At 61.2% G+C, this 24,963-nt stretch carries 27 protein-coding genes and 1 pseudogene; 11 read left to right on the top strand and 17 right to left on the bottom strand.

From position 1 onward, the window contains the following. Positions 1 to 32: 32 nt before the first annotated feature. Positions 33 to 887, top strand: coding sequence for a sulfurtransferase (locus ACQKP4_RS10500; protein ID WP_427632839.1), 855 nt, complete (start codon positions 33 to 35; stop codon positions 885 to 887). 37 nt (positions 888 to 924) lie between these two features. Here the strand turns inward: ACQKP4_RS10500 and ACQKP4_RS10495 are convergent, their stop codons facing one another. The 4 genes from ACQKP4_RS10495 to ACQKP4_RS10480 are packed head-to-tail and all read right to left on the bottom strand — an operon-like array spanning position 925 to position 5,428. After that, positions 925 to 1,923, bottom strand: a complete 999-nt coding sequence (locus ACQKP4_RS10495; RefSeq protein WP_427632837.1) for a hydrolase — start codon at positions 1,921 to 1,923, stop codon at positions 925 to 927. A gap of 55 nt (positions 1,924 to 1,978) precedes the next feature. Beyond that, positions 1,979 to 2,590 carry a 16S rRNA (guanine(966)-N(2))-methyltransferase RsmD gene (rsmD, locus tag ACQKP4_RS10490; protein ID WP_427632835.1) on the bottom strand — a complete coding sequence of 204 codons (612 nt, stop codon included), beginning with the start codon at positions 2,588 to 2,590 and terminating at the stop codon, positions 1,979 to 1,981. Beyond that, positions 2,590 to 4,080, bottom strand: coding sequence for a M16 family metallopeptidase (locus tag ACQKP4_RS10485; RefSeq protein WP_427632833.1), 1,491 nt, complete (start codon positions 4,078 to 4,080; stop codon positions 2,590 to 2,592). Before ACQKP4_RS10485 ends, rsmD begins: the two co-directional genes overlap by 1 nt. Continuing rightward, positions 4,073 to 5,428 carry a M16 family metallopeptidase gene (locus tag ACQKP4_RS10480; RefSeq protein ID WP_427632831.1) on the bottom strand — a complete coding sequence of 452 codons (1,356 nt, stop codon included), beginning with the start codon at positions 5,426 to 5,428 and terminating at the stop codon, positions 4,073 to 4,075. The genes ACQKP4_RS10485 and ACQKP4_RS10480 overlap by 8 nt, the downstream gene beginning before the upstream one ends. A 344-nt stretch (positions 5,429 to 5,772) precedes the next feature. Between ACQKP4_RS10480 and ftsY the strand changes: the two genes are divergently transcribed. The 4 genes from ftsY to rpoH all read left to right on the top strand — a co-directional run bounded on the left by ftsY (position 5,773) and on the right by rpoH (position 9,944). Further along, complete coding sequence (gene ftsY / locus ACQKP4_RS10475; protein WP_427632829.1) at positions 5,773 to 7,290, top strand: signal recognition particle-docking protein FtsY; 1,518 nt, start codon at positions 5,773 to 5,775, stop codon at positions 7,288 to 7,290. Beyond that, a complete protein-coding gene (gene ftsE / locus ACQKP4_RS10470; protein ID WP_427632827.1) occupies positions 7,287 to 7,958 on the top strand; it encodes a cell division ATP-binding protein FtsE in 672 nt (223 codons plus the stop codon). The genes ftsY and ftsE overlap by 4 nt, the downstream gene beginning before the upstream one ends. Further along, positions 7,955 to 8,977: a permease-like cell division protein FtsX gene (gene ftsX, locus ACQKP4_RS10465; RefSeq protein WP_427632825.1), complete on the top strand. Its 1,023-nt coding sequence runs from the start codon at positions 7,955 to 7,957 to the stop codon at positions 8,975 to 8,977. Before ftsE ends, ftsX begins: the two co-directional genes overlap by 4 nt. Before the next feature lie 112 nt (positions 8,978 to 9,089). Continuing rightward, complete coding sequence (gene rpoH, locus ACQKP4_RS10460; protein WP_045059814.1) at positions 9,090 to 9,944, top strand: RNA polymerase sigma factor RpoH; 855 nt, start codon at positions 9,090 to 9,092, stop codon at positions 9,942 to 9,944. A gap of 193 nt (positions 9,945 to 10,137) precedes the next feature. On the opposite strand, the gene mtgA is transcribed toward rpoH, so the two are convergent. Next, positions 10,138 to 10,860: a monofunctional biosynthetic peptidoglycan transglycosylase gene (gene mtgA, locus ACQKP4_RS10455; RefSeq protein ID WP_427632822.1), complete on the bottom strand. Its 723-nt coding sequence runs from the start codon at positions 10,858 to 10,860 to the stop codon at positions 10,138 to 10,140. A gap of 74 nt (positions 10,861 to 10,934) precedes the next feature. Here mtgA and ACQKP4_RS10450 point away from each other — a divergent pair, with 74 nt between their 5' ends. From ACQKP4_RS10450 to trmB, 4 genes are all read left to right on the top strand, one after another. Continuing rightward, positions 10,935 to 11,306 (top strand): DUF423 domain-containing protein, encoded by a 372-nt coding sequence (locus ACQKP4_RS10450; RefSeq protein WP_427632821.1) that lies wholly within the window; start codon positions 10,935 to 10,937, stop codon positions 11,304 to 11,306. A 90-nt stretch (positions 11,307 to 11,396) separates the two neighbouring features. Then, positions 11,397 to 11,597 carry a sulfur carrier protein ThiS gene (thiS, locus tag ACQKP4_RS10445; RefSeq protein ID WP_427632819.1) on the top strand — a complete coding sequence of 67 codons (201 nt, stop codon included), beginning with the start codon at positions 11,397 to 11,399 and terminating at the stop codon, positions 11,595 to 11,597. A 60-nt stretch (positions 11,598 to 11,657) separates the two neighbouring features. Further along, complete coding sequence (locus ACQKP4_RS10440) at positions 11,658 to 12,452, top strand: thiazole synthase (protein WP_008068101.1); 795 nt, start codon at positions 11,658 to 11,660, stop codon at positions 12,450 to 12,452. A gap of 9 nt (positions 12,453 to 12,461) precedes the next feature. Further along, on the top strand, positions 12,462 to 13,187 hold the full coding sequence (gene trmB, locus ACQKP4_RS10435; RefSeq protein WP_427632817.1) for a tRNA (guanosine(46)-N7)-methyltransferase TrmB: 726 nt from the start codon (positions 12,462 to 12,464) through the stop codon (positions 13,185 to 13,187). A 159-nt stretch (positions 13,188 to 13,346) separates the two neighbouring features. Here trmB and ACQKP4_RS10430 read toward each other — a convergent pair whose 3' ends face one another. The 9 genes from ACQKP4_RS10430 to ACQKP4_RS10390 all read right to left on the bottom strand — a co-directional run bounded on the left by ACQKP4_RS10430 (position 13,347) and on the right by ACQKP4_RS10390 (position 20,060). Continuing rightward, the gene (locus ACQKP4_RS10430) at positions 13,347 to 13,670 is read right to left on the bottom strand and encodes a DUF3392 domain-containing protein (RefSeq protein WP_427632815.1); all 324 of its coding nucleotides are present in this window, start codon (positions 13,668 to 13,670) and stop codon (positions 13,347 to 13,349) included. Between the two features lie 22 nt (positions 13,671 to 13,692). Next, positions 13,693 to 14,898 carry a radical SAM family heme chaperone HemW gene (hemW, locus tag ACQKP4_RS10425; RefSeq protein ID WP_427632813.1) on the bottom strand — a complete coding sequence of 402 codons (1,206 nt, stop codon included), beginning with the start codon at positions 14,896 to 14,898 and terminating at the stop codon, positions 13,693 to 13,695. Next, entirely contained in the window at positions 14,895 to 15,491 is a 597-nt protein-coding gene (gene rdgB / locus ACQKP4_RS10420) for an RdgB/HAM1 family non-canonical purine NTP pyrophosphatase (protein WP_427632811.1), read from the bottom strand. The genes hemW and rdgB overlap by 4 nt, the downstream gene beginning before the upstream one ends. Next, the gene (locus ACQKP4_RS10415; protein WP_427632810.1) at positions 15,488 to 15,922 is read right to left on the bottom strand and encodes a DUF4426 domain-containing protein; all 435 of its coding nucleotides are present in this window, start codon (positions 15,920 to 15,922) and stop codon (positions 15,488 to 15,490) included. The genes rdgB and ACQKP4_RS10415 overlap by 4 nt, the downstream gene beginning before the upstream one ends. Before the next feature lie 26 nt (positions 15,923 to 15,948). Further along, positions 15,949 to 16,569, bottom strand: a complete 621-nt coding sequence (gene metW / locus ACQKP4_RS10410) for a methionine biosynthesis protein MetW (protein WP_427632808.1) — start codon at positions 16,567 to 16,569, stop codon at positions 15,949 to 15,951. A 7-nt stretch (positions 16,570 to 16,576) separates the two neighbouring features. Next, positions 16,577 to 17,716 (bottom strand): homoserine O-succinyltransferase MetX, encoded by a 1,140-nt coding sequence (gene metX / locus ACQKP4_RS10405; RefSeq protein WP_427632806.1) that lies wholly within the window; start codon positions 17,714 to 17,716, stop codon positions 16,577 to 16,579. 189 nt (positions 17,717 to 17,905) lie between these two features. Next, the gene (locus tag ACQKP4_RS10400) at positions 17,906 to 18,493 is read right to left on the bottom strand and encodes a YggT family protein (RefSeq protein WP_427632804.1); all 588 of its coding nucleotides are present in this window, start codon (positions 18,491 to 18,493) and stop codon (positions 17,906 to 17,908) included. A gap of 24 nt (positions 18,494 to 18,517) precedes the next feature. Continuing rightward, positions 18,518 to 19,336 (bottom strand): pyrroline-5-carboxylate reductase, encoded by an 819-nt coding sequence (proC, locus tag ACQKP4_RS10395; RefSeq protein ID WP_427632802.1) that lies wholly within the window; start codon positions 19,334 to 19,336, stop codon positions 18,518 to 18,520. A gap of 25 nt (positions 19,337 to 19,361) precedes the next feature. Beyond that, complete coding sequence (locus tag ACQKP4_RS10390) at positions 19,362 to 20,060, bottom strand: YggS family pyridoxal phosphate-dependent enzyme (protein WP_427632800.1); 699 nt, start codon at positions 20,058 to 20,060, stop codon at positions 19,362 to 19,364. 195 nt (positions 20,061 to 20,255) lie between these two features. Between ACQKP4_RS10390 and ACQKP4_RS10385 the strand changes: the two genes are divergently transcribed. Next, positions 20,256 to 21,290, top strand: coding sequence for a type IV pilus twitching motility protein PilT (locus tag ACQKP4_RS10385; RefSeq protein WP_427632798.1), 1,035 nt, complete (start codon positions 20,256 to 20,258; stop codon positions 21,288 to 21,290). Positions 21,291 to 21,366: 76 nt separating this feature from the next. Here ACQKP4_RS10385 and ACQKP4_RS10380 read toward each other — a convergent pair whose 3' ends face one another. Then, entirely contained in the window at positions 21,367 to 21,987 is a 621-nt protein-coding gene (locus ACQKP4_RS10380) for a C40 family peptidase (RefSeq protein ID WP_427632797.1), read from the bottom strand. A gap of 250 nt (positions 21,988 to 22,237) precedes the next feature. On the opposite strand from ACQKP4_RS10380, the gene ACQKP4_RS10375 reads away from it, so the two are divergent. Next, positions 22,238 to 22,669 carry an NINE protein gene (locus ACQKP4_RS10375; RefSeq protein ID WP_427632795.1) on the top strand — a complete coding sequence of 144 codons (432 nt, stop codon included), beginning with the start codon at positions 22,238 to 22,240 and terminating at the stop codon, positions 22,667 to 22,669. Between the two features lie 83 nt (positions 22,670 to 22,752). Here ACQKP4_RS10375 and ACQKP4_RS10370 read toward each other — a convergent pair whose 3' ends face one another. Together ACQKP4_RS10370 and ACQKP4_RS10365 are read right to left on the bottom strand one after the other, a co-directional pair. After that, positions 22,753 to 24,024 carry a dihydroorotase gene (locus tag ACQKP4_RS10370; protein ID WP_427632793.1) on the bottom strand — a complete coding sequence of 424 codons (1,272 nt, stop codon included), beginning with the start codon at positions 24,022 to 24,024 and terminating at the stop codon, positions 22,753 to 22,755. Continuing rightward, a pseudogene (locus ACQKP4_RS10365) lies at positions 24,021 to 24,899 on the bottom strand (aspartate carbamoyltransferase catalytic subunit); the annotation flags it as partial. The gene ACQKP4_RS10370 and the pseudogene ACQKP4_RS10365, both read right to left, overlap by 4 nt. Positions 24,900 to 24,963: the final 64 nt, after the last annotated feature.

Genomic DNA, 24,963 nt, shown 5'->3' with positions numbered 1-24,963 from the left:
CTATAAAACCGACGTCATCACAGGAGCCCGTTATGCCCATTGCGCAACTGATCAGCCCGCAAGCACTGGACCTGAAAAAGGATCAGCCGGGGCTGGTGATTCTGGATTGTCGTTTTGCCCTCGAAGACCCGGATTACGGTCAACGCAGCTACGCCGAAGGGCATATTGCCGGGTCGAAGTTTGCCGATCTTGAGCGTGATTTGAGTGGCAAGGTGATCAAGGGTGTCACCGGGCGTCATCCGCTGCCTGACGCCGAGGATTTGGTCGAACGGCTGCAAGCCTGGGGCATCGACGCCGACAGCGAAGTGGTGGTGTACGACGACGGTCCTGGCGCATTCGCGGCCCGGGCCTGGTGGTTGCTGGCCTGGCTGGGCAAGCGCGACGGCGTGTTTATTCTGGATGGCGGGCTCAAGGCGTGGCACGCGGCCGGTTTGCCACTGAGCCTGGATGCCTGCGACACCCGGCGCGGTACGTTTAACGGCGCGCCGGACAACGCGCTGATCATGAGCGCCGAACAACTTCAGCAGCGGCTCGGCCAGCCGGAATTGACCTTGCTGGACGCCCGCGCCTTGCCGCGTTTCAAGGGCGAAGTGGAACCCATCGATCCGATTGCCGGGCACATTCCCGGGGCGCAATGCGCGGCGTTCAACGAGAACCTGGACAGCAATGGGCGCTTCCTGCCGGCTGATCAGCTCAAGCAGCGGTTTGCCGCCAAACTCGGCAATCGGTCACCTGATGAACTGGTGGCGTACTGCGGTTCTGGTGTGACGGCGTGTCACAACCTGTTCGCGTTGTGCCTGGCGGGTTATCCGTTGGGGGCGTTGTACGCCGGGTCGTGGAGCGAGTGGATCAACGATCCCGCGCGCGGTATCGCCCTCGGCGAGTGACGGCAAATCCCCCCGTGGCCGCGAGTTCGTCCATCGACTACTCGCGACCCACGGCGCTCAACCACTGCGGGATGCGCCGCTCCAGGTAATAACCCGGTTGCCGGAATGAGCCCTCGACGAAACCGACATGCCCACCCTTGGCCTGCAATTCGAACTGCGTCGAAGCGGACAATTCCGTTGCTTGCGGCAGGCTGTGCGGGAACACAAACGGGTCGTCGGCGGACTGAATGATCAGGGTCGGCGTGCGAATTTCACCGAGGAAATAACGACTGGACGCGCGTCGGTAGTAATCCTCGGCATCGATAAAACCATTCAGCGGCGCTGTAACCCGGCCATCGAAATCCCAGAAGGTGCGCATGTTCTCCAGTGAGCCCAGCGCCGCCAGTGCCGCCAAACCGTCTTCGCGCCCGTCGTGCTGAAACTGACGCTGTTTGTTCTTGATGTAGCCGACCATCTCGCGCATGAAGTGCGCCTGATAGACCTTCGAGAAACCCTGGCCGATACGATCGGCGCACTGGTCGAGCCGAAACGGCACCGACACGGCCACCGCGCCGAGCACGCCGCTGTCACTGCCGGTTTCACCCAGGTACTTGAGTAACACGTTGCCGCCCAGCGAATAACCGACCGCATACAGCGGTGCAAGTGGCCGCTTGGCCCGCAGGTGCGTGATGGCTTCGGCCAGGTCTTCGCTGGCGCCGGAATGGTAGCTGCGCGGCAGCAGATTCGGTTCGCCCGAGCACCCGCGCCAGTTCAACGCTACGCTGGCCCAGCCTTGGGCGCCGAGGGCTTTTTGTACGCCGGCGACGTAAGGCGAATTGGAAGAACCGGTCAGCCCGTGCAGCACCAGCACCAGCGGTGCGTCGGCGCTGTGCGGGCCGTGCCAGTCCAGATCAAGGAAGTCGCCGTCCTCGAGCCACACGCGTTCGCGCTCGCGTTCGATGTGCGTGGTTTTGCGCCACAGCGGTCCCCACAAGGTTTGCAAGTGCGGGTTGCCGAGGCCGAAGGCGGGAGTGAAACGTTCTGACGCAAGGGACACGATTGCTCTCGATGCCGCGGTGCGCAACCTGTGCGCACCCTTTCAGGCCGGTCGGTTAACCGGCGATCTCTGCCATACGCTGCCACAACGCGTAATACACCCGCCCGGATTTCTGCTCCCGGTGCAGGCGCCAGTTGCCTGGCAAGCCGAGGCTCGATGGCGCATTTTCACTTTCAGTGTAGATCCAGGCCTCGTTGGCCAGCCACTGACGTTCTTCGAGCAACGTGCAGACGGTTGGCAACAGGTTCTGGTTGAACGGCGGATCGAGGAATACCACGTCGTAAGGCGTGGCTGCCTGGGTTTCCAGATAGCGCAGCGCATCGGCGGTCTGGATCTGGCCGGTGGTGCAGCGCAACGTGCCCAGGTGTTCCTTGATGCTGGCGACGGCGATGTTGCTGGCGTCCAGCGCCTGGCCCTGCGCTGCGCCACGGGACAACGCCTCGAGGAACAGCGCGCCGCTGCCGGCGAACGGGTCGAACACCTTGGCTCCGGGAACATAAGGGGCGAGCCAGTTGAACAGGGTTTCTCGTACCCGGTCCGGCGTCGGGCGCAGGCCCGGCGCATCGGGGAAGCTCAGCTTTCGGCTGCCCCATTCACCGCCGATGATGCGCAGTTGGTTCACACCGTTGTGCACGTTGTGAACAGGTTTTTTTGGACGAGTGGCCATTAATGCTCCGGAACCCCGAGCGGTTGCTCGGCAGGTTTATCAGATGGGGCCGGTAACGGCTTTTGCGGCACGGTCGGGCCAGCGCTGACGATGACCATTTTGTCCGTGCTCAAGTGTTTGTTCATTGCTTCTTTGACTTGCTCGACGGTCAGGCTCTGGGACTGACGCATGAAGTCGTCCAGGTAGCTCAGCGGCAGGTTGTAGAACCCCATGGCGCCGAGCTGACCGACGATGTCGGCGTTGCTGGCGGTGGACAGCGGGAAGCTGCCCGCCAGTTCGCGCTTGGCGTCGTCGAGTTCTTTCTGGGTCGGGCCGGTCTTAAGGTAGTCCGCCAGCACGTCCTGCACCAGTTTCAGCGTGCCTTCGCTCATCTCGGCGCGGGTTTGCAGGTTGATCATGAACGGGCCACGCGCCTGCATCGGGGTGAAGCCCGAATACACGCCGTATGCCAGCCCGCGCTTCTCGCGAACTTCGCTCATCAAACGGGTGCCGAAACCACCGCCGCCGAGGATCTGGTTGCCCATGGACAGCGCCGCGTAGTCCGGATCGTCACGGTCGATGCCCAGTTGCGAGAGCATCAGGTTGGTTTGTTTGGACGGAAACTCGATGTGGCCGATGCTCGCTTTCGGCTCGACCGGTTGCGCGATCTTCGGCAGTGCCGGGCCTTTGGGCAGCGCGCTGGAGACCTGCGCGGCAATGGCTTCGGCTTCGGCGCGGGACAAGTCGCCCACCAGCGCAATCACCACGTTGCCGGCGGCGTAGGCTTTTTCGTGGAACGCTTTCAACTGAGCCAGGGTGATCGCCGGGATGCTTTTCGCCGTGCCGTCGCTGGAATGCGCGTAGGGGTGGTCGCTGTACAAGCGGTTCATCAGCTCCAGGCTCGCCAGTTTGCCCGGGTTCTGCTTCTGGTATTCGAAACCGGCCAGCATCTGGTTCTTGATGCGTGCGAACGAATCGGCGGGGAAGGTCGGTTTGCCTACCACTTCTGCAAACAGTTTCAGCGCCGGCTCGCGTTTGTCCGGGGCACTGAGGCTGCGCAGCGAAGCGAGCGACATGTCCTTGAACGCGCCGTTGCCAAAGTCTGCGCCGAGGCTCTCGAAACCCTGAGCGATGGCGCCGACATCTTTACCGGCCACGCCTTCGTTGAGCATCGCGTTGGTCAGCACCGCCAGCCCCGGCGCATTGCCGTCCTGGCTGCTGCCGGCGGCGAAGATCAGGCGCAGGTCGAACATCGGCAGCTCGCGGGCTTCGACAAACATCACCTTGGCGCCTTCGGCGGTGCGCCAGGTCTGCACATCGAGCGAACGGTGGCTCGGTGCCTTGCCATCCAGTTCAGTCAGCGATTGCAGCTTCTGGGTGGACTTGGCCTTGTCCAACGCTTCGCTGGCGTTGCTCTCATCGCTTTTGGACAGGTAGACCGCCGTGGAGCCGATCACTGCAACAGCGATCAGGCCGATCAGGGCCAGGCGGGATTTTTTACGCTCACTCATGAGTCGTCTCCAGTGGCAGGACATGGGCGACGCTGAGACGTTCGCGGGTGAAATACAGCTTGGCGGCGTTCTGGATATCTTGCGGGGTCACGCTTTCCAGGTCGGCGAGTTCCGTGTCCATCAGCTTCCACGACAGGCCGACGGTTTCCAGTTGGCCAATCGACGTAGCCTGGCTGGTGATCGAGTCACGCTCATAAACCAGGCCGGCAATCACTTGCGCCCGCACACGTTCCAGCTCATCGGCGGACGGCGCGGTGGTTTTCAGTTGTTCGAGCAGTTTCCACAAGCCGGCTTCAACCTGGGCCATGGTTTTCTTTTTCTGCGTGTTCGGCGTGGCCGACAAGGTGAACAGGCTGTCGCCGCGAGTGTAGGCGTCGTAACTCGACGAACCGCCGGACACCAGCTCCTCGCCGCGCTCCAGTTGCGTCGGGATGCGGCCGCTGTAGCCGCCGTCGAGCAGGGCCGAGATCAGGCGCAGGGCGTTGACCGAACGTTTGTCTTCGGCGGTGGCGATGCTCGGCACGTTGAAGCCCAGCATCAGGCTCGGCAATTGGGTCTGCACGTGCAGGGTAATCAGACGCTCGCCGGGCTCGGCCAGCTCCAGCGGGATTTTCGCCGGGGGCACTTCACGCTTGGCGATCGGGCCGAAATAGCGCTGGGCCAGGGCTTTGACCTCGTCCGGGGTTACGTCGCCGACCACCACCAGCGTGGCGTTGTTCGGCACGTACCAGGATTGGTACCAGTGGCGCAGCTCTTCGACTTTCATGCGGTCCAGGTCCGCCATCCAGCCAATGGTCGGCGTGTGGTAACCGCTGGCCGGGTAAGCCATGGCCTTGAAGCGCTCGTAGGCCTTGGCCATCGGCTTGTCGTCGGTGCGCAGGCGACGTTCTTCCTTGATGACTTCGATCTCGCGGGCGAACTCGTCAGCCGGCAGGCGCAGGCTGGCCATGCGGTCGGCTTCCAGCTCGAAGGCCACGCCCAGACGGTCGCGGGCCAGCACCTGGTAGTACGCGGTGAAGTCGTCGCTGGTGAACGCGTTCTCTTCGGCGCCGAGGTCGCGCAGGATCAACGAGGCTTCGCCGGGGCCGACTTTTTCGCTGCCCTTGAACATCATGTGTTCAAGCGCGTGGGACAAACCGGTCTGCCCCGGCGTCTCGTAGCTGGAGCCGACCTTGTACCAGACCTGGGAAACCACCACCGGCGCGCGATGGTCTTCGCGCACGATGACTTTCAAGCCGTTGTCGAGGGTGAATTCGTGGGTGGGTTGCGGATCGGCAGCAAGGGCAGAAAAGGGCAGACAAACTGTGCTGAACAGCAGGCCTGCGGCGCGGCGGGCTAGAGCATTCATTCGTTTTTAAACCTGTTGAGCTGCCCGCTTGGTCTTAGCGTCGGCGGGCGAGAGGGTGCTAGGATACTGATCCGTTTTACTGGCGGCCACGCCTATCAGGCCTTTGATCGGCCGGCAGGTTGTTTGGGTTTACGGCTTGAGCTTTGAGTTTGTCAGCTAAACTCTGCGTTTTCGCCGACGATGCCGTTCCAGTCCTTCGTATTAGTCGACCTTTGAGGCGCTGATTGCGCCTCGACAAAATGTTGCGCGTGAACAAGCTGGATCAATCGCAGTCTGTTCTGCATCGAATATTTATTTGCCGGGGCGCCCTTGGGCGCGTCGCTACCGTGAGATAGCCGTCCTCCATGTTTGGTTCCAACGACGACAAGAAAGCCCCAGCTGCGGCTGGCGAGAAGAAAAGCCTGTTCGGATGGCTGCGCAAAAAGCCGCAGGAACCCGTCGTCGAACAGCCACAGCCTGAACCAACGCCAGCGCCGGTAATAGAAGAAGAACCGACGCCGATTGTTCTGCCGATGGCCGAGCCGGTACTGCAACCGGTGGTTGAGGCTGAACCTGCACCTGGAATTGTTGCTGAACAGCCGCTGACGCCAGTCGCCGAACCGTGGCTCACCTTGCCGGTGGCGGAAGAGCCGGTCGCGCTGGTTGATGACGAGTTGGCGCCGCATGTCACGCCGCCGATTCCTGCGCCGCTTGCGTTTACCCCTGAGCCTGCTCGGGTTCCAGTGATTGAGCCGGTTGTCGAACCGGTCGTGGTGGCCGCGCCTGAGCCGGTGGTTGCAGAACCGGTGGTCCCTGCTTTTGTTGCTCCGGCTGCTCCGGCTGCTCCGGCTGCTCAAGCACCAGCGCCTGCGCCAATCGTCGTCCCGGTTGTCGAAACGCCTGTCGCTGTCGTCGAAACCCCGGCCGAGCCTGCGCGTACCGAAGAGACCAAGGCCGGTTTCTTCGCCCGGCTCAAGCAGGGCCTGTCCAAGACCAGCGCCAGCATCGGCGAAGGCATGGCCAGCCTGTTTCTGGGCAAGAAGATCATCGATGACGAGCTGCTTGAAGACATCGAAACCCGTCTGCTGACCGCCGACGTGGGTGTCGAAGCGACCTCGGTGATCATCCAGCGCCTGACCCAGAAGGTCGCCCGCAAAGAGCTGGCCGATGCGGACGCGTTGTACAAATCCCTGCAAGCTGAACTGGCGGCGATGCTCAAGCCTGTTGAGCAGCCGCTGAAAATCACCTCGCAGAACAAGCCGTTCGTGATTCTGGTCGTCGGCGTCAACGGTGCCGGCAAAACCACCACCATCGGCAAACTGGCGAAAAAGCTGCAACTGGAAGGCAAGAAAGTCATGCTCGCGGCAGGTGATACCTTCCGCGCGGCAGCGGTCGAGCAATTGCAGGTCTGGGGCGAGCGCAACAAGATCCCGGTGATCGCCCAGCACACCGGCGCCGACTCCGCTTCGGTTATCTTCGATGCCGTGCAGGCCGCCAAGGCCCGTGGCATTGACGTACTGATCGCCGACACCGCCGGTCGCCTGCACACCAAAGACAATTTGATGGAAGAGTTGAAGAAGGTTCGCCGGGTCATCAGCAAACTCGACGCCGACGCGCCGCATGAAGTGCTGTTGGTACTCGACGCCGGCACCGGCCAGAACGCCATCAACCAGGCCAAGCAGTTCAACCAGACCGTCGAACTGACCGGGCTGGCGCTGACCAAACTCGACGGAACCGCCAAGGGCGGGGTGATTTTCGCCCTGGCCAAGCAATTTGGTCTGCCGATTCGCTACATCGGCGTGGGTGAAGGCATTGATGATTTGCGTACTTTTGAAGCAGAACCCTTTGTCCAGGCATTGTTTGCCGAGCGGGAGCGTTCATGATTCGTTTCGAACAGGTCGGTAAGCGCTACCCGAACGGTCACGTCGGCTTGCATGAGCTGAGCTTTCGAGTCCGTCGTGGCGAGTTCTTGTTTGTCACCGGCCACTCCGGCGCCGGTAAAAGTACTTTGTTGCGCCTGTTGCTGGCCATGGAGCGTCCGACCACGGGCAAGTTGCTGCTGGCCGGCCAGGACCTCGGCACCATCAGCAATGCGCAGATTCCGTACCTGCGCCGGCAGATTGGCGTGGTGTTCCAGAATCACCAGCTGCTGTTTGATCGCACCGTCTTTAACAATGTCGCGTTGCCGTTGCAGATTCTCGGCCTGTCCAAGGCCGAAATCGCCAAGCGGGTGGATTCGGCGCTGGAGCGCGTGGCGCTCTCGGACAAGACCGATCTGTACCCCGGCGACCTGTCCACCGGACAGCAACAACGCGTCGGCATTGCCCGCGCCATCGTTCATCGCCCGGCCTTGCTACTGGCGGACGAACCGACCGGTAACCTCGACCCGCGCCTGGCCGCCGAGATCATGGGTGTGTTCGAAGACATCAACCGTCTGGGCACCAGCGTGCTGATCGCCAGTCACGACCTGGCCCTGATCGCCCGCATGCGTCACCGCATGCTGACCCTGCAACGCGGCCGATTGATCGGCGACGGGGAGGCGGCCGAATGAGTGCGACACGCAGCCCCAAGGTTTCCGAGCGTGTCGCGCCGAAAGCCGCCGATCCGCAGCCGCAGAAGAAAAAACGCGACGATGACGACGGCCCTGACTTCGCCACGCTGTTTCGCGCCTGGATCGAAAGCCATCGCGCCAGCCTGCTGGACAGCTTGCGCCGCCTGGGTAAACAGCCGATCGGCAGCTTTTTCACCTGCATGGTGATGGCGGTTGCGTTGAGCTTGCCGATGGGCCTGTCACTTTTGCTGAGTAACGTCGAGCGTCTGGGCGGTTCCTGGCAGCGTGCGGCGCAGATTTCCCTGTACCTGCAACTTGAAGCCAGCCCGGCTGAAGGCGAGTCGTTGCGTGAACAGATCAAAGGCATGCCGGGCGTCGCGGAGGCTGAATATGTCGGCCGCGATCAGGCGCTGGAAGAGTTTCAGCAGCAGTCGGGGCTGGGTGAGGCACTGAAGGAATTGCCGGAAAACCCGCTGCCCGGTGTGGTGTTAGTGACCCCGAAGGAAGTCGACAAGCCCGCGCTTGAAGCATTACGACAAAAACTTTCCGAGCTGCCGAAGGTGCAACAGGCGCAACTTGATCTAGTCTGGGTCGAGCGTCTGGCAGCCATCCTCAAGCTGGGCGACCGATTTGTGTTCGGTCTGACCGTGCTTCTGGTTTCTGCATTACTTTTGGTGATAGGCAATACCATTCGTCTTCATATTGAAAACCGCCGCACAGAGATAGAAGTGATTAAACTCGTCGGCGGCACGGACAGCTATGTGCGCAGGCCCTTTCTGTATATGGGCGCGTTATATGGTTTCGGTGCGGGGATACTTTCCTGGGGCGTATTGGCGTTTGGCCTGAACTGGCTGAACGAGGCGGTGGTAGGATTGGCCGGTTTGTACGGCAGTAATTTTGCGCTGGCCGGAGTGCCAGCTGCCGATGGTCTGTCTCTCTTGCTTGGCGCGGTGCTGTTGGGGTATATCGGTGCATGGATTGCAGTCGCACGCCACCTGAGGGAGCTTGCGCCTAAGTAGTATCATTTTGCTCGTATTGACCTTTCAGCGTTTATGGGAACTTGTCTTGCGGTTTCCGGTCAATTTTCGCAGTGCTGAACTGCACGAGTCATGTAGTCGGAGGTTTTTTCGTATGACCAATTCTTTGCAACCTGCATATGCTCTGGTCCCGGGTGCGAACCTGGAGGCCTATGTGCACACCGTCAACAGCATTCCATTGCTGACGCCGGAGCAGGAGCGTGAACTGGCCGAGAGTCTCTATTATGAGCAGGATTTGGGGGCGGCTCGGCAGATGGTCCTCGCCCACCTGCGTTTTGTCGTACATATCGCCCGTAGCTATTCCGGCTACGGTCTGGCTCAGGCTGACCTGATCCAGGAAGGCAACGTCGGCCTGATGAAGGCCGTGAAGCGCTTCAACCCTGAGATGGGTGTGCGCCTGGTGTCGTTCGCTGTGCACTGGATCAAGGCGGAGATTCACGAGTTCATCCTGCGCAACTGGCGCATTGTGAAAGTCGCGACCACCAAGGCCCAGCGCAAGCTGTTCTTCAACCTGCGTGGCCAGAAGAAACGCCTGGCGTGGCTGAACAACGAAGAAGTCCACCGTGTGGCGGAAAGCCTCGGCGTAGAGCCGCGGGAAGTGCGCGAGATGGAAAGTCGCCTGACCGGCCATGACATGGCCTTCGACCCGGCCGCAGAAGCGGACGACGACAGTGCTTTCCAGTCGCCGGCCAACTATCTGGAAGACCACCGGTATGACCCGGCCCGTCAACTGGAAGATGCCGACTGGAGCGACAACTCCAACCACAACCTGCACGAAGCGCTGGAAGTGCTGGACGACCGCAGCCGTGACATCCTTTACCAGCGCTGGTTGGCTGAAGAGAAAGCCACGCTGCACGACTTGGCGCAGAAGTACAACGTGTCGGCCGAGCGTATTCGTCAGCTCGAGAAGAGCGCGATGAACAAGCTCAAGTTGTCGATTGCCGCATAACCTGCGAACCGGCAATAAAAAAACGCCCCGATCAGCAATGATCGGGGCGTTTTTGTTGATGACCAGTTTTCAGCTTCACCCTGGCCCCCTGTGGGAGCGGGCTTGCTCGCGAAAGCGTCGTGTCAGTCAACATCATTGCTGGATGACACGACGCCTTCGCGAGCAAGCCCGCTCCCACAAGGGATCTGCGGTGTTACTGAGCCCAAGGCGCCCGGCGCGAATCGTTGAGCCCCAGTAAATAGCTGTCACCACCCAACTGACTCATCTGCTGCCGAATCCAGCCGGCGCGGCGCGCCACGTAGTTGGTCGGATGGCTCGCGCTCCATACCCTCGGGTTCGGCAGTACGGCAGCCAGCAGGCTCGATTGCTGGCGGCTAAGCCCTTTCGCGCTGACGCCAAAATGATGCCGGGCCGCCGCTTCCGCGCCAAACACGCCGTCATCCCACTCGACGCTGTTCAAGTACACCTCGAGAATTCGCTGCTTGGGCCAGAACACTTCGATCAACCCGGTAAACCAGGCTTCCAGGCCTTTGCGCAACCAACTGCGGCCGGACCACAAAAACAGATTCTTCGACACTTGCTGACTCAAGGTGCTGGCCCCGCGAATCGAACCACCCAGCTCGTTGTGCGCCAGCGCGGCCTGGATCGCCCCAAAGTCAAAACCCCAATGCTCCGGGAATTTCTGATCCTCGCCCGCAATCACCGCGAGTTTCAGGTCGTCAGAGATTTCATCCCAGGGTTTCCAGGTGCGCTGCAGGTCAATCGGCTCGCCGTCGAACCAGGATTGCACCTTGCGCTCAACCATCAGCGCCGTGCCCGGTGGTGGCACCACGCGAAAGATCAGCACCAGCAATACGCTGCCACCCGCGAACCAGAGCAGGGCTTTGGTGAAACGTCGTAAAAATGAACGCAGCATAGAGATGGCTTGGCCGAACCCGTTGAGCGGGCCATTATACAGACCCTGTTGATCGAGTCTGACTGGAGTTATTCATGCTGCGTGGCTTTCTGATGCTGGCCGCTTTCTTCGGCTTCACCGGCGTTGCCCTTGGCGCGTTCGCCGCCCACGGCCTGAAAAACCGTCTGACGCCAGAGTACCTGGCGATTTTCCACACCGGCGTCACCTATCAACTGGTACACACCCTGGCGTTGTTGGGCGTGGCGCTGCTGGCCACGCAGGTTCCGGGGCGTTTGATTACCTGGGCCGGCGCCTCGTTTGCGATTGGCATTGTGCTGTTTTCCGGCAGTTTGTACCTGCTGACCCTGACCGGTATCAGTAAGCTCGGCATTATCACCCCCTTCGGCGGCCTGGCATTCCTGATCGGCTGGTTCTGCCTCGGCCTCGCCGCCTGGCGGTTGAGCTGACCGGGCGGTCCGTTTCATGACGAATGGCTTGGGTCGCCAAGACTGATCGGGCTAGAATGCCAGCCCCTAAAAATGATGGCGGCTTCCTGCATGCGCATTCAGTTGAACGGCGAATCCCTTGAACTGCCTGACGGTGAAACCGTTGCGGCGCTGCTGACCCGTCTGGAACTGACCGGACGCCGGGTGGCGGTGGAACTCAATCTGGATATCGTCCCGCGCAGCCAGCATGGCGACACCACGTTGAACGACGGCGACAGTGTCGAAGTCGTGCACGCCATCGGCGGTGGCTAGGCGCCCGGCCCGCAAGGGCACAGAATTCTGCAAGAACCTCACCCCTACAGAGGATTTCCCATGAGCATCGTTCGTAGCGACAAGCCCTTCGTCCTGGCCGGTCGTACTTACCAGTCGCGTTTGCTGGTAGGCACCGGCAAGTACCGCGACATGGAAGAAACCCGTCTGGCCATCGAAGCCTCGGGTGCCGAGATTGTCACCTTCGCCGTGCGCCGCACCAATCTGGGCCAGAATCCGGGCGAACCGAACCTGCTCGAAGTCCTGTCGCCGGACCGCTACACCTTCCTGCCCAACACCGCCGGCTGCTTCGACGCCACCGAGGCGGTGCGCACCTGCCGCCTGGCCCGTGAACTGCTTGGCGGTCACAACCTGGTGAAACTGGAAGTGCTGGCGGACCAGAAAACCCTGTTCCCCAACGTGATTGAAACCCTCAAGGCCGCCGAAGTGCTGGTCAAGGAAGGTTTCGACGTGATGGTCTACACCAGCGATGACCCGATCATCGCCCGTCAACTGGCGGAAATCGGCGTTATCGCGGTGATGCCGCTGGCCGGTCTGATCGGCACGGGCCTGGGGATCTGCAACCCGTACAACCTGCAGATCATCCTCGAAGAAGCCAAGATTCCGGTGTTGGTCGATGCCGGTGTCGGTACTGCTTCCGACGCGACCATCGCCATGGAACTGGGTTGCGAAGCGGTGCTGATGAACTCGGCCATCGCTCACGCCCAGCAGCCGATCATGATGGCTGAAGCCATGAAACACGCCATCGTCGCGGGTCGCCTGGCCTACCTCGCCGGCCGCATGCCGAAAAAACTCTATGCCAGCGCGTCCTCGCCGCTGGATGGTCTGATCAAGTAAGAGCCATTGATGACTGAATCAAACGACACGCCAATCCAGCCGGAAGAAGGCGACGAGCGCCAACACCGCCGCATCAAGAGTTTTGTGATGCGCGCCGGGCGCATGACCGAAGGCCAGCAAAAAGGCCTGGAACAAGGCACGCCGCTGTTCGTGCTGCCATTGGCCGATGCACCGGTAGACTTCGACCAGGTGTTCGGCCGTTCCGCGCCACGTTCGCTGGAAATCGGTTTCGGCATGGGCCATTCGCTGCTGGAAATGGCCGCCGCTTCGCCGGAACAGGATTTTATCGGCGTGGAAGTTCACCGGCCGGGTGTCGGCGCGCTGCTCAATGGCGTACTGACGCAGGGCCTGACTAACCTGCGGGTCTACGATTGCGACGCGATCGAAGTGCTCAACCAGTGCGTGGCCGACAACAGCCTCGATCGCCTGATGCTGTTTTTCCCGGACCCGTGGCACAAGAGCCGTCATCACAAGCGTCGTATCGTTCAGGCATCGTTCGCTGAACTGGTGCGCAGCAAGTTGAAGGTCGGCGGCATTCTGCACATGGCGACCGACTGGGAGCCGTATGCCGAGTACATGCTGGAAGTGATGAACGTCGCGCCGGGCTATCGCAACCTGGCCGAAGACGGCAAATGCGTGCCGCGTCCGACCGAGCGCCCGATCACCAAGTTCGAACGCCGTGGCGAACGCCTTGGGCACGGCGTGTGGGATCTGAAGTTCGAAAAACAGTCCTGAGCCCACGCAATACCTAATGTGGGAGCGGCGGTGCGACGATTCGACTTGCTCGCGAAAGCGGTGTATCAGATACATTCATGTCGACTGACACACCGCTTTCGCGAGCAAGTCGAATCGTCGCACCGCCGCTCCCACCGTTGTTTTAGGTTGTAGCTGAAATCAGCGGCGGTCGGCGACTACGCCGATCAGCACCAGCACCACCAGCAACACTGGCGCCAGGCTGTAGTTGTTGAACTGGCTCAGGCCTTTGATGATCCATGGCGTGGCGTAGATCAGTGCGACGCCGCTGCCGACCATGCACAGCAGGGCCATCAGCGGGACGCGCAAGGCGCCGGCGATGCTGCCCAGGCGTTGGTCGACCCAGCTTTTGATGTCGGCGCCGAACAGCACCAGCAGACAACCCACCAGTGCCAGAGAAATTTCCGACAGGTTGCTGCGGCTCCAGCGGGACACGGTGGCGAGCAGGTCGAGGATCAAATCCATTGGTTTTCCCTTAAGGCTGAAATCAGCTCAGAAATGTCTGCAGCAAATCGTTGAGAAACAGTTGGCCGCGCTCGGTGGCCGCCAGGCGTGACGGTTCGACCTGCAACAAGCCAGTTTGTTCGGCTTCACGGCGACCCTCGGCGAGGCTTTCCAGCGGCAGGCCCGTGCGCTCCGGATACAGGCGCGACTCGACGCCTTCGGTCAGGCGCAAAGCGTTCATCAGGAATTCGAACGGCAGTTCATCGTTGGTCAGCGCCTTTTCGCCGGCCTTGAAGCTTTTCGCCGGGTTCAGATAGTCCTTGGGCAGGCGAGTTTTCCAGGTGCGCACGATGCGCCCGTCCGGGTGGCTGAGCTTGCCGTGGGCGCCGGCGCCGATGCCGATGAAGTCGCCGAAACTCCAGTAATTGAGGTTATGCCGCGCCGGGCGACCGGGTTGGGCATAAGCCGAGACTTCGTATTGCGCGTAACCGTGCTCGGCCAGCAATGCCTGCCCGGCTTCCTGAATGTCCCACAACGTGTCGTCTTCCGGCAGCGTCGGCGGCTGGTTCCAGAACACCGTGTTTGGCTCCAGGGTCAGCTGATACCAGGACAGATGCGTCGGCTTCAGGGCGATGGCCTGGCGCAAGTCGCTCAGCGCGTCGTCCAGCGACTGATCGGGCAAACCGTGCATCAAGTCCAGGTTGAAATTATCGAACCCGGCCTGACGCGCCATGCCGGCGGCACGCACGGCTTCGTCACCGTTGTGAATCCGCCCGAGGGCCTTGAGCTTTTCTTCCTGAAAACTCTGGATGCCAATCGACAAGCGATTGATGCCCAGCGCCCGGTAGGCGACGAACTTCTCTTGCTCGAACGTGCCTGGATTGGCTTCCAGGGTAATTTCGATGTCACTGGCAAACGCAATGCGCTGTTCGACACCTTTGAGCAAGCGGCCCAGTGCCTCGGCGCTGAACAGGCTCGGCGTGCCGCCACCGAAGAAGATCGAACTCAACTCACGGCCGTAGACCGCGTGCAGATCCTGATCGAGGTCGGCCAGCAGCGCGTCGACGTACTCCTGTTCCGGCAGCACCGGGCTGGCGGTGTGGGAATTGAAGTCGCAATACGGGCATTTGCGCACACACCACGGAATGTGGATGTACAACGCCAAGGGCGGCAGCGTCGGCAGCGCAGCCCGAGGCGATTGGGCGGCGCCGCCGTAAATCAGCGGCGACGCGGATGAGTCGTGGGTCATTTCAGGCCCAGACGCTGGCGCAGCAGATCCATTGCACGGGCGCGGTGGCTGATCAGGTTTTTGTCGCTCGGGCTCAGGTCGGCGCTGGAGCAACCGCGCTCCGGCACCCAGAACAGCGGATCGTAACCAAAACCGTGTTCGCCGCTGGCCACTCGCAGGATGCGTCCGTGCCACAAGCCTTCACAGAGAATTGGCAGTGGATCATCGGCATGCCGCACCAGCGCCAATACGCAGACGAACTGCGCGCCGCGCTCGGCGTCAGGCACGTCTTTCAAGGCGTCGAGCAGTTTGGCGTTGTTCGCCGCATCGCCCTGGCCGTCGGCGTAACGCGCCGAATAGATCCCCGGCGCACCGCCAAGGAAATCCACCGCCAACCCGGAATCGTCGGCCAGCGCCGGCAGACCGGAAATGCGCGCGGCATTGCGGGCCTTGAGGATGGCGTTCTCGACGAACGACAGGCCGGTTTCTTCAGGCTCGACCGTGCTGAACTCGCCGATCGAGCGCAGTTGCACCGCGTCGCCGAGCATGGCCTGGAGTTCCTTGAGTTTGCCGGCGTTGTGGCTGGCCAGTACGAGTTGCGTGAAGTTGATCATTCGCCGGGGAAGAGCTCTTGGTTGAAATTGATGGTGTTGATTTTGTCGCCGTTCTGCACCTTGATTTCGAAGGTGCGGATTTCCTGCTGGTCCACCGGGTACTGGGCGATGTAGTAAATCGCGCCTTGCTCGGTCACCTGTTTGAAGTTCAGCGGCACGCTCTGGCTGGTCAGGTCTTTGACGGTGCCGGTGACCGACGCCATCAACGGCTTGCCTTCCTTTATCACCGACACGTTGATCACGCCCTGATTCTTGCTACGGATCAACTCGGCCGCCCGGGCGATGTCCGGTGTCAGGTAGGTCGAGTTGAAGGTGTTGTAGTGCACCGTCACGTCGCCGAAGGTTTCCTGGCGCGTGCTCTTGATAACGTCGGCGGCCATGGCGGTGACGCTCAGGCAGGCAGTAAGTAAAAACAGCGCTAGACGACCCATGATCGTTCTCCTTGAAATGTCTTGGTTCAGACCGCGATTTTATGATCTTGCAGCCCTGGGCTGCTGACACGGTAGATACCGATCTCACCTAACAGATTAGGCCATAGCTTGCTGGCCCACCCGTGCCGGTGCTGTTGATCCACGGCCAGCCGATCAATGACCTTGGCTTCACGTTCGCGGCACAGTTCTTCAAAGTCGCCGAAGGTGCAGAAGTGGATGTTCGGCGTGTTGTACCAGGTGTAAGGCAGAAAGTCCGAAACCGGCATCCGGCCCTTGCTCGCCAGGTACCAGCGGCAGCGCCAGTGACCGAAGTTGGGGAAGGTGATGATGCACTGGCGCCCGACCCGCAGCATTTCGTCGAGGATCTTGTCCGGGTAATGCACGGCTTGCAGCGCCTGGGTCATGACCACGATGTCGAAGCTGTTGCTGGCAAAGTTGCCCAGGCCCTTGTCCAGGTCCTGCTCGATCACGTTGATGCCCTTGGCCACGCACTCGGCGATGTTGTCCGGGTCGTTTTCCAGGCCATAGCCGGTGACTTGCTTGTTGTCGCGCAGCCACGTCAGCAGCTCGCCGTCACCGCAACCGAGGTCGAGCACGCGGCTGCCGGCGGGGATCCATTCCTGGATGATTTCCAGATCGGCTCTCATGGCTTTCTCACAATTGGATTCGGTTCATATAGTTGCTGAACGCCTGCAAATAACGCGGGATCGGAATCAGGAAGGCGTCGTGGCCTTGCGGAGCGTCGATCTCGAGGTAGCAAACGTCTTTTTTCGCGGCCATCAGCGCATCCACCAGTTCCCGCGAGCGGGCAGGGGAGAAGCGCCAGTCGGTGGTGAAGGACATCACGCAGAACTTGGCCTGGGCTCCGGCGAAGGTTTTCGCCAGGTCGTCGTCGAAGTTCGCCGCCGGGTCGAAGTAATCCAGCGCCTTGGTCATCAGCAGATAGGTGTTGGCGTCGAAACGCCCGGAGAATTCTTCGCCCTGATAACGCAGGTAGCTTTCCACCTGGAACTCGACGCTGTGGAAGTCATAGTTGAGTTTTTCGCTCTTGAGGCCACGGCCGAATTTCTCGCCCATCGAGTCATCGGACAGATAGGTGATGTGCCCGACCATCCGCGCCAGCATCAAGCCGCGCTTGGGGATCACGCCCGCTTCCTGGAACGAACCGCCGTGGAACTCGGGGTCGGTGAGGATCGCCTGGCGCGCGACTTCGTTGAAGGCGATGTTCTGCGCCGACAGCTTGGGTGCCGAGGCGATGGCCAGGCAGTGACGAATGCGTTCGGGGTAAGTGATGCTCCATTGCATCGCCTGCATGCCGCCGAGGCTGCCGCCGATCACTGCGGCCCATTGGCCGATGCCGATCCGGTCGGCCAGGCGTGCCTGGCTGTGCACCCAGTCTTCCACGGTCAACACCGGGAAATCGGCGCCGAACGGCTTGCCGGTCTCCGGGTTGAGGCTGCTGGGGCCGGTTGAGCCGTTGCAGCCGCCGAGGTTGTTCAGGCTGACCACGAAGAACTTGCGGGTATCGATCGGCTTGCCGGGGCCGATGCAGCTGTCCCACCAACCGGGTTTGCGGTCGTCGGGGCTGTGGAAACCGGCCGCGTGATGATGGCCAGACAAGGCGTGACAGATCAGCACGGCGTTGCTCGCCGTGGCGTTCAGCGTGCCGTAGGTTTCGTAAATCAGGTCATACGCTGGGAGCGAACGGCCACAGGCCAGGGCCAGGGGCTCGCTGAAGTGCGCCACTTGCGGCGTCACCAGACCAACAGAATCGGCGGGAAAGGCAGTTGGCATCGACCCTGCTCTCGTTGAAATGAGGCGTAAGTCTAAAGACCGGGGGGGTTAGCGGCAAGCAAAGGGCGGGGGTGATTTCATTCCGTTGAATCGAGTCGCGCCCTTCACGAGCAAGTCGAATCCCACAGGGAATGCATTTCTCTGTGGGAGCGGGCTTGCTCGCGAAGGGCGCGACGCGGTCTCGCTGAATCAGATCAGCCCGAGCAACCCTTCCGGCATGAAAGCGAAGTACGCCAGGCGCGGGATCAGCCAGCTTTGCAGCAGCTGGATCACGATAAACGCAAAGATCGGCGAAATATCGAGGCCGCCCAGGTTCGGAATGATCCGGCGGAACGGCGCGAGGACCGGTTCAGTGATCTGCCCGACCAGCTCGGCGCCCGGATTGTGGCTGCCCGGGGCGACCCAGGACAGAATCACGCTGATGATCATGGCGTAGAAAATAATGTTCAAAAACAGCGAGAACAACGCGATCAGCGCCCAAGGCACCAGCAACACCCAATCAACCATGAAGCCTTTGAGCGCGAGGATCACCGCGATCAGCAGCATCTGAATGATCAGCGCCAGCACCAGCGACGACATGTCCAGGCCGAACATGCTCGGGATGACCCGGCGCAGCGGCTTGAGCAGCGGTTGCGTGGCTTTGACGATGAACTGGCAGAGCGGGTTGTAGAAGTTCGCCCGCACCAGTTGCAGGATGAAGCGCATTAGCACGATCAGCAGGTACAGGCTGCCTAGGGTTTTAATGATGAAAATGGCAGCGTCATTGAGTCCGAGCATCATTGATTCCTTTATAAGAGCGGATTAGCGACCGAGTTGCTCAGCCATTTCGGCCGAGCGATGCGCGGCGGCGCCGAGTGCTTTTTCTACCAACGCCTCGAAGCCGTCGGCCTGGAAAGATTTGATGGCGGCTTCGGTGGTGCCCGCCGGAGAGGTCACGCGGCGACGCAGCTCAGCGGCGTCGACGTCGCTGGCGACCGCCATGTGCGCCGCGCCCAGCGCGGTTTGCACGGTCAGTTGCGCGGCGATGTCTGCCGGCAGACCAAGCTTGACGCCAGCGGCGGTCATGGCTTCGATCAGCAAAAAGAAGTACGCCGGGCCGGAACCGGAAACAGCGGTGACCGCGTCCAGTTGTTGTTCTTCGCTCAGCCACAGGGCAATGCCCACGGCCGACAGCAGTTCTTCAGCGTGCTGGCGCTGTTGCGCGGTGACTTCGGCGGTGGCGAACAAACCGCTCACGCCCTGGCGCAGCAGCGCTGGCGTGTTGGGCATGCAGCGCACGATTGGCTGGGCGCCGAGCCAGTTGTTCATGCTCGCGCACGTGATGCCGGCGGCAATCGAAACCACCAGCTGATTCGGCTTGAGGCTTGGGCGAATGGCTTCGCACACGGCTTTCATTGCCTGGGGTTTGACGGCCAGAACAACGACATCGGCGTCCTCGATGGCGTCGGCGTTGTCGGCGAATACTTCAATGCCATGCTCTGCGCTCACGCGCGCGCGGGTTTCAGCGCCCGGATCGCTGGCGCGCAGGTGTGCCGCGTCCAGACCTTTGGCACGCAGGCCGCCGATCAGGCTGGCGGCCATGTTGCCGGCACCGATAAAGGCAATACGAGTCTTGCTCATGTCAGGTCCCTATAAAAGAAAGTGGTCAAGGCTGGCCGTGCATTTGTTGAGAGCCGCGGGCACCGAACAGGGCCGTGCCGACACGGACCCAAGTGGCGCCGTGGGCGATGGCCGACTCAAGGTCATGGCTCATGCCCATGGAAAGCGTGTCGAGCGGCAGATTGAGGCTGGTTTGCAGGCGCTGCACGGCAGCAAAAGCGGCGTCTTGCTCGGCACGATCGTCAGTCGGCTCGGGAATTGCCATCAACCCGCGCAGCTTGATGCGTGGCAACTCGCTGATGGCCTTGGCCAGTGCCGGCAGATCGGCCGGGGTGCAGCCGGATTTGCTGGCTTCGCCGCTGACGTTGACCTGGATGCAGATGTTCAGTGGCGGCAGATCGGCAGGACGTTGTTCGGACAGGCGTTGTGCGATTTTCAGACGATCCACGGAATGCACCCAGGCGAAGTGCTCGGCGATAGCGCGAGTCTTGTTCGATTGAATGGGGCCGATGAAGTGCCAGATCAAGGGCAGGTCGGCCAGTTCGAGCTGTTTGCCCAGGGCTTCTTGCAGATAGTTCTCGCCAAAGTCACGCAGGCCGGCGGCATGGGCTTCGCGCAGGGCCTCGGCGGGCTTGGTCTTGCTCACTGCCAGCAGTTGAACGCTGTGTTCGTCGCGGTGCGCGGCCTGGGTCGCTGCCTGGATGCGCGAACTAACCTGAAGAATGTTGTCTGCTATCGTGGACATCAAATCCTGCCTGAAAAGTGCCTGCACTCGATCATGCGGCGTTAAAAGTCGGCTCAGAATGCTCATTGACTGACGTCAACTGCGCTTCTTCGCCAACGTTTGCCTTGCCTGATCATCGCTCGGCGACTTTTCAGGCGAGGATTTGGCGCCGCTGGTCTGAAGGTTCGCGGCATTCTACTGGAATTGAGGAGTGCTATGGATATCACTGAGCTACTGGCGTTCAGCGCCAAACAGGGCGCTTCCGACTTGCACCTGTCTGCCGGCCTGCCACCGATGATTCGCGTCGATGGCGATGTGCGGCGCATCAACCTGCCGGCCCTGGATCACAAACAGGTGCACGAACTGATCTACGACATCATGAACGACACCCAGCGGGTCGACTTCGAGAAACACCTGGAAACCGATTTTTCCTTTGAAGTGCCCGGCGTGGCGCGCTTCCGGGTCAACGCTTTCAACCAGAACCGTGGCGCCGGCGCGGTGTTTCGGACCATTCCCTCTAAGGTCCTGAGCATGGATGACCTTGGCATGGGCGAGGTATTTCGCAAGATTACCGAGGCGCCGCGTGGCCTGGTGCTGGTGACCGGCCCGACCGGCTCCGGCAAATCCACCACCCTGGCGGCGATGATCGATTACCTGAACAACCATCGCCATCACCACATCCTCACCATCGAAGACCCGATCGAGTTCGTTCACGAATCGCGCAAATGCCTGATCAACCAGCGCGAAGTCCACCGTGATACCCGCAGCTTCGCCACCGCCCTGCGCTCGGCGTTGCGCGAAGACCCGGACGTGATTCTGGTGGGGGAGATGCGCGATCTGGAGACCATTCGCCTGGCGCTGACCGCCGCCGAGACCGGTCACCTGGTGTTCGGCACGCTGCACACCACGTCGGCGGCGAAAACCATCGACCGGGTGGTGGACGTGTTTCCGGGGGACGAGAAGTCGATGGTGCGCTCGATGTTGTCCGAGTCGCTGCTGGCGGTGGTGTCGCAGACCTTGGTGAAGAAGATCGGCGGCGGGCGCATTGCCGCGCACGAGATCATGCTCGGAACGTCGGCGATTCGTAACCTGATCCGCGAAGACAAGGTGGCGCAGATGTACTCGTCGATTCAGACGGGTGGGAATCTGGGGATGCAGACGCTGGATATGTGCTTGAAGGACTTGGTGACCAAGGGCTTGATCAGTCGGGAGCATGCGCGGGAGAAAGCGCGGTCGCCGGATAATTTTTAAGTAGGGAATGCAGCCTTGTGGTGAGGGGGCTTGTCCCCTCACCACAAATGCCCGCCTTCAGGTGGGCACCGGTAAATCAGCGCTGAACGACTCGCATCTGCCCAGGCTCTTTCGGCAGAACCCGCTTGGCAACGACGTAGTGGCTTTCCCAGTACGGTTTCTTCAAAGTGTCGATGGTCACCGACTTGCCACGACGCGGTGCGTGGATAAAGCGGTCATTGCCCAGGTAAATGGCAACGTGATTGACCCGACGACTCTTGATGTTGAAGAAAATCAGATCGCCCGGCTTCAGGTCGCCGCGCTCGACTTTCTCGCCATGACCGCTGGCCATCTCGTTGGAAGTACGCGGCAGGTCGAATGTGGCGTCGTTGAACGCGTATTTCACCAGACCACTGCAATCGAACCCTTTACTTGGGCTGCTGCCGCCCCAACGGTAGGGAGTACCGAGGACGTTGACGGCGCGGCTCAATACATTGCTGCTGGTCTTGCTCGCCATCGGCGGCACCAGTTTGCTGTTGGCCTTGCTCAGTTGGGTCGAGTGTTTGGCTGTTTGCTTGTTTTTGCTCGTTGGAGCAGAAACATGGGATTTCGGGGTGTAACCATTAACGTTAGGAAGACGTTGCTCACGATTGGTGGCGTGGGCGGCCAGTGGCATCAAAAGGCAAATGGTTAGCCATGTCTTGAAAAATGGACGCATTAGGCAAGGCTCATATGGGTTAGCGCGAAACTTTATAACAGCTTTTTTTGTCATTCCGAGGCCGTTGGTCGATTGAACCTGGAGGTCAACGGAACCAATCAAGCGGCAAATGGACGCAATTGTCGGACAGGAGTCAGGTGGTATAAGGCTTTGACGGGATCCAAGGTAGCATTTGCCATACGTCGGCAACCTGTAAAAAAGTCACAAAGAATTCAAGAATATTTATCTATCGTGTGAATCGAGGTCCTTCATGAACACCTATCAACAGGCCGGCACGCATCAAGACACCCACAGCAAAGTGATTGGCTATCTGCTGTGGATTTTGGGTTTCACCGGGGCTCACCGCTTCTATTACGGCAAGCCGGTGACCGGGACGATCTGGTTCTTCACCTTCGGTTTGCTGGGTATTGGCTGGCTGATCGACGTGTTTCTGATCCCGGCGATGGACCGTGAAGCAGACCTGCGGTTCACCGCCGGGCCGATCGAATACAACGTGGCGTGGATTCTGCTGACGTTTCTGGGGGTATTCGGCGTGCACCGGATGTATCAGGGGAAGTGGATCAGCGGATTGCTGTACCTGGTGACGGGCGGGTTGTTCTTTGTCGGTGTGCTGTATGACTTCTGGACGCTGAATGACCAGGTTTCGCTGCGTAATGCACAGAACAGAGGCGCCTTTCAGTAAGCCTTCGCGAGCAAGCCCGCTCCCACAGGAGAATGCGTTCCAATGTGGGAGCGGGCTTGCTCGCGAATGCAGGCAGTGCGGTGTTAAGCCTGGTGGCTGATCCGCCCATCCACCAGGGTGTATCGCACCACGCCCGGCAAGGTGTGGCCAATGAACGGGCAGTTTTCGCCTTTCGACAGCCAGTTCTCACCGGCAACGGTCGACGCCGTCGGGTCGAACAACACGATGTCCGCCGGCCCACCCACCGCCAATTGGCCGGCCGGCAAGCGCAATGCCTCGGCGGGCCCGGCGCTCAAGCGCGCCAGCAGCGTCGGCAAGTCCAGCAAACCATCCTCAACCAACGTCATCGCCAGCGGCAGCAACAGTTCAACGCTGCTGATCCCCGGCTCGGTCGCGCCGAACGGCGCCAGTTTGGCGTCGCGTTCGTGCGGCTGGTGATGGCTGGAGATGGCGGACACCACGCCCGACTTCACCGCCGCACGCAGGCCGTCGCGGTCGGCGCGGGTGCGCAGCGGCGGCTGGACGTGATAGAGGCTGCTGAAATCGATCAGCGCTTCGTCGGTCAAAATCAGTTGATACAGCGCCACGTCGGCGGTCACTGGCAAACCGCGCGCCTGGGCCTGAGCAATCAGGGCCACGCCGCGAGCGCTGGTGAGCTGGCTGAAGTGCGCGCGCACGCCGCTTTGTTCGACCAGTAACAGGTCACGGGCCAACGCCACCGTCTCGGCGGTTTCCGGAATGCCCGGCAACCCGAGGAAACTGGCGGTCGGGCCTTCGTGGGCCAGGCCACCTTCGGCCAGGTCGTGGTCCTGAGAGTGGAAAATCACCGTCAGGTCGAACGTCGCCGCGTATTCCAGCGCCCGGCACAGCGTGCGGGTGTTGCGAAAGCTCTCCAGGCCGTTGCCGAAGGCCACACAACCGGCATCGCGCAACGCGACCAGTTCGGCCAGCTGTTCGCCGTCCAGGCCTTTGCTCAGCGCGCCAATCGGGAAGACTTTGGTGTTGCCGGCCTCGCGGGCGCGGTCGAGGATCAGTTCCGCCACGGCCGACGTGTCGAGCACCGGTTTGGTGTGCGGCGGGCAGCACAGGCTGGTCACGCCACCGGCCGCAGCGGCCCGGGTTTCGCTGACAATCGAGCCTTTGCGGCTGTAACCCGGCTCGCGCAGGGCGACGTTCAGGTCAACCAGGCCAGGCGCGGCCACCAGGCCTTGGGCGTCGAGGGTATCGACCGGCACAAAACCGGCGGGTGCTGCGCCAAGGGCCACGATCTTGCAGGCTTCGATATGAATGTCGGTGACTTTATCCAGACCCGAGGTCGGATCGATGACGCGTGCGCCGAGAATGCTGAGCTTCACTGGGCGTTCTCCTGCTCGAATTGACGTTGCGCAGTCTGCCCGCTCATGGCCATGGACAACACCGCCATACGAATCGCGATGCCGTAGGTGACCTGATTGAGGATCACCGAGTGCGGGCCGTCGGCCACCGCCGACTCAATCTCCACGCCACGGTTGATCGGCCCCGGGTGCATGACGATGCAATCCGGCTTGGCCCCGGCCAGGCGCGCGGTGGTCAGGCCGAACAGGCGATAGAACTCGCCTTCGCTCGGCAGCAGGCCGCCGGTCATGCGCTCACGCTGCAAGCGCAGCATGATCACCACGTCGACGTCTTTCAGACCTTCGGTCATGTCGGTGTAGACCTTCACGCCGTATTGCTCGATGCCGATCGGCAGCAGGGTTTTCGGCGCGATCACGCGGATGTCCGGGCAGCCGAGGGTTTTCAGCGCGAGCATGTTCGAACGCGCGACCCGCGAGTGCAGGATGTCGCCGACGATGGCCACCGAGAGATTTTCGAAACCGCCCTTGTGCCGGCGGATCGTCAGCATGTCGAGCATGCCTTGGGTCGGGTGCGCGTGACGGCCGTCGCCGCCGTTGATGATTGCCACTTGCGGGCACACATGTTCGGCGATGAAGTGCGCGGCGCCGGAATCACCGTGGCGCACGACGAACATGTCGGCGGCCATGGCTTCCAGGTTGCGCAGGGTATCGAGCAGGGTTTCACCCTTGCTCGCCGACGAGGTCGACACGTTCAGGGTGATCACGTCCGCCGAAAGGCGCTGGGCCGCCAGTTCGAAGGTGGTACGGGTGCGCGTGGAGTTTTCGAAGAACACGTTGCACACGGTCTTGCCGCGCAGCAACGGGACTTTCTTCACCGCCCGGGCACCGACTTCGAGGCCGCCAAACCTTTACGAGCACCGTGAGTGGAGATGAAGTACTGAAGTACGCTCAAACCTTCAC

The organism is Pseudomonas sp. NPDC086278, assembly GCF_050280905.1.
Lineage (GTDB): Bacteria > Pseudomonadota > Gammaproteobacteria > Pseudomonadales > Pseudomonadaceae > Aquipseudomonas.
Note: the sequence above shows the minus strand (reverse complement) of the source record. Positions and strands in the feature narration are given on the sequence as shown.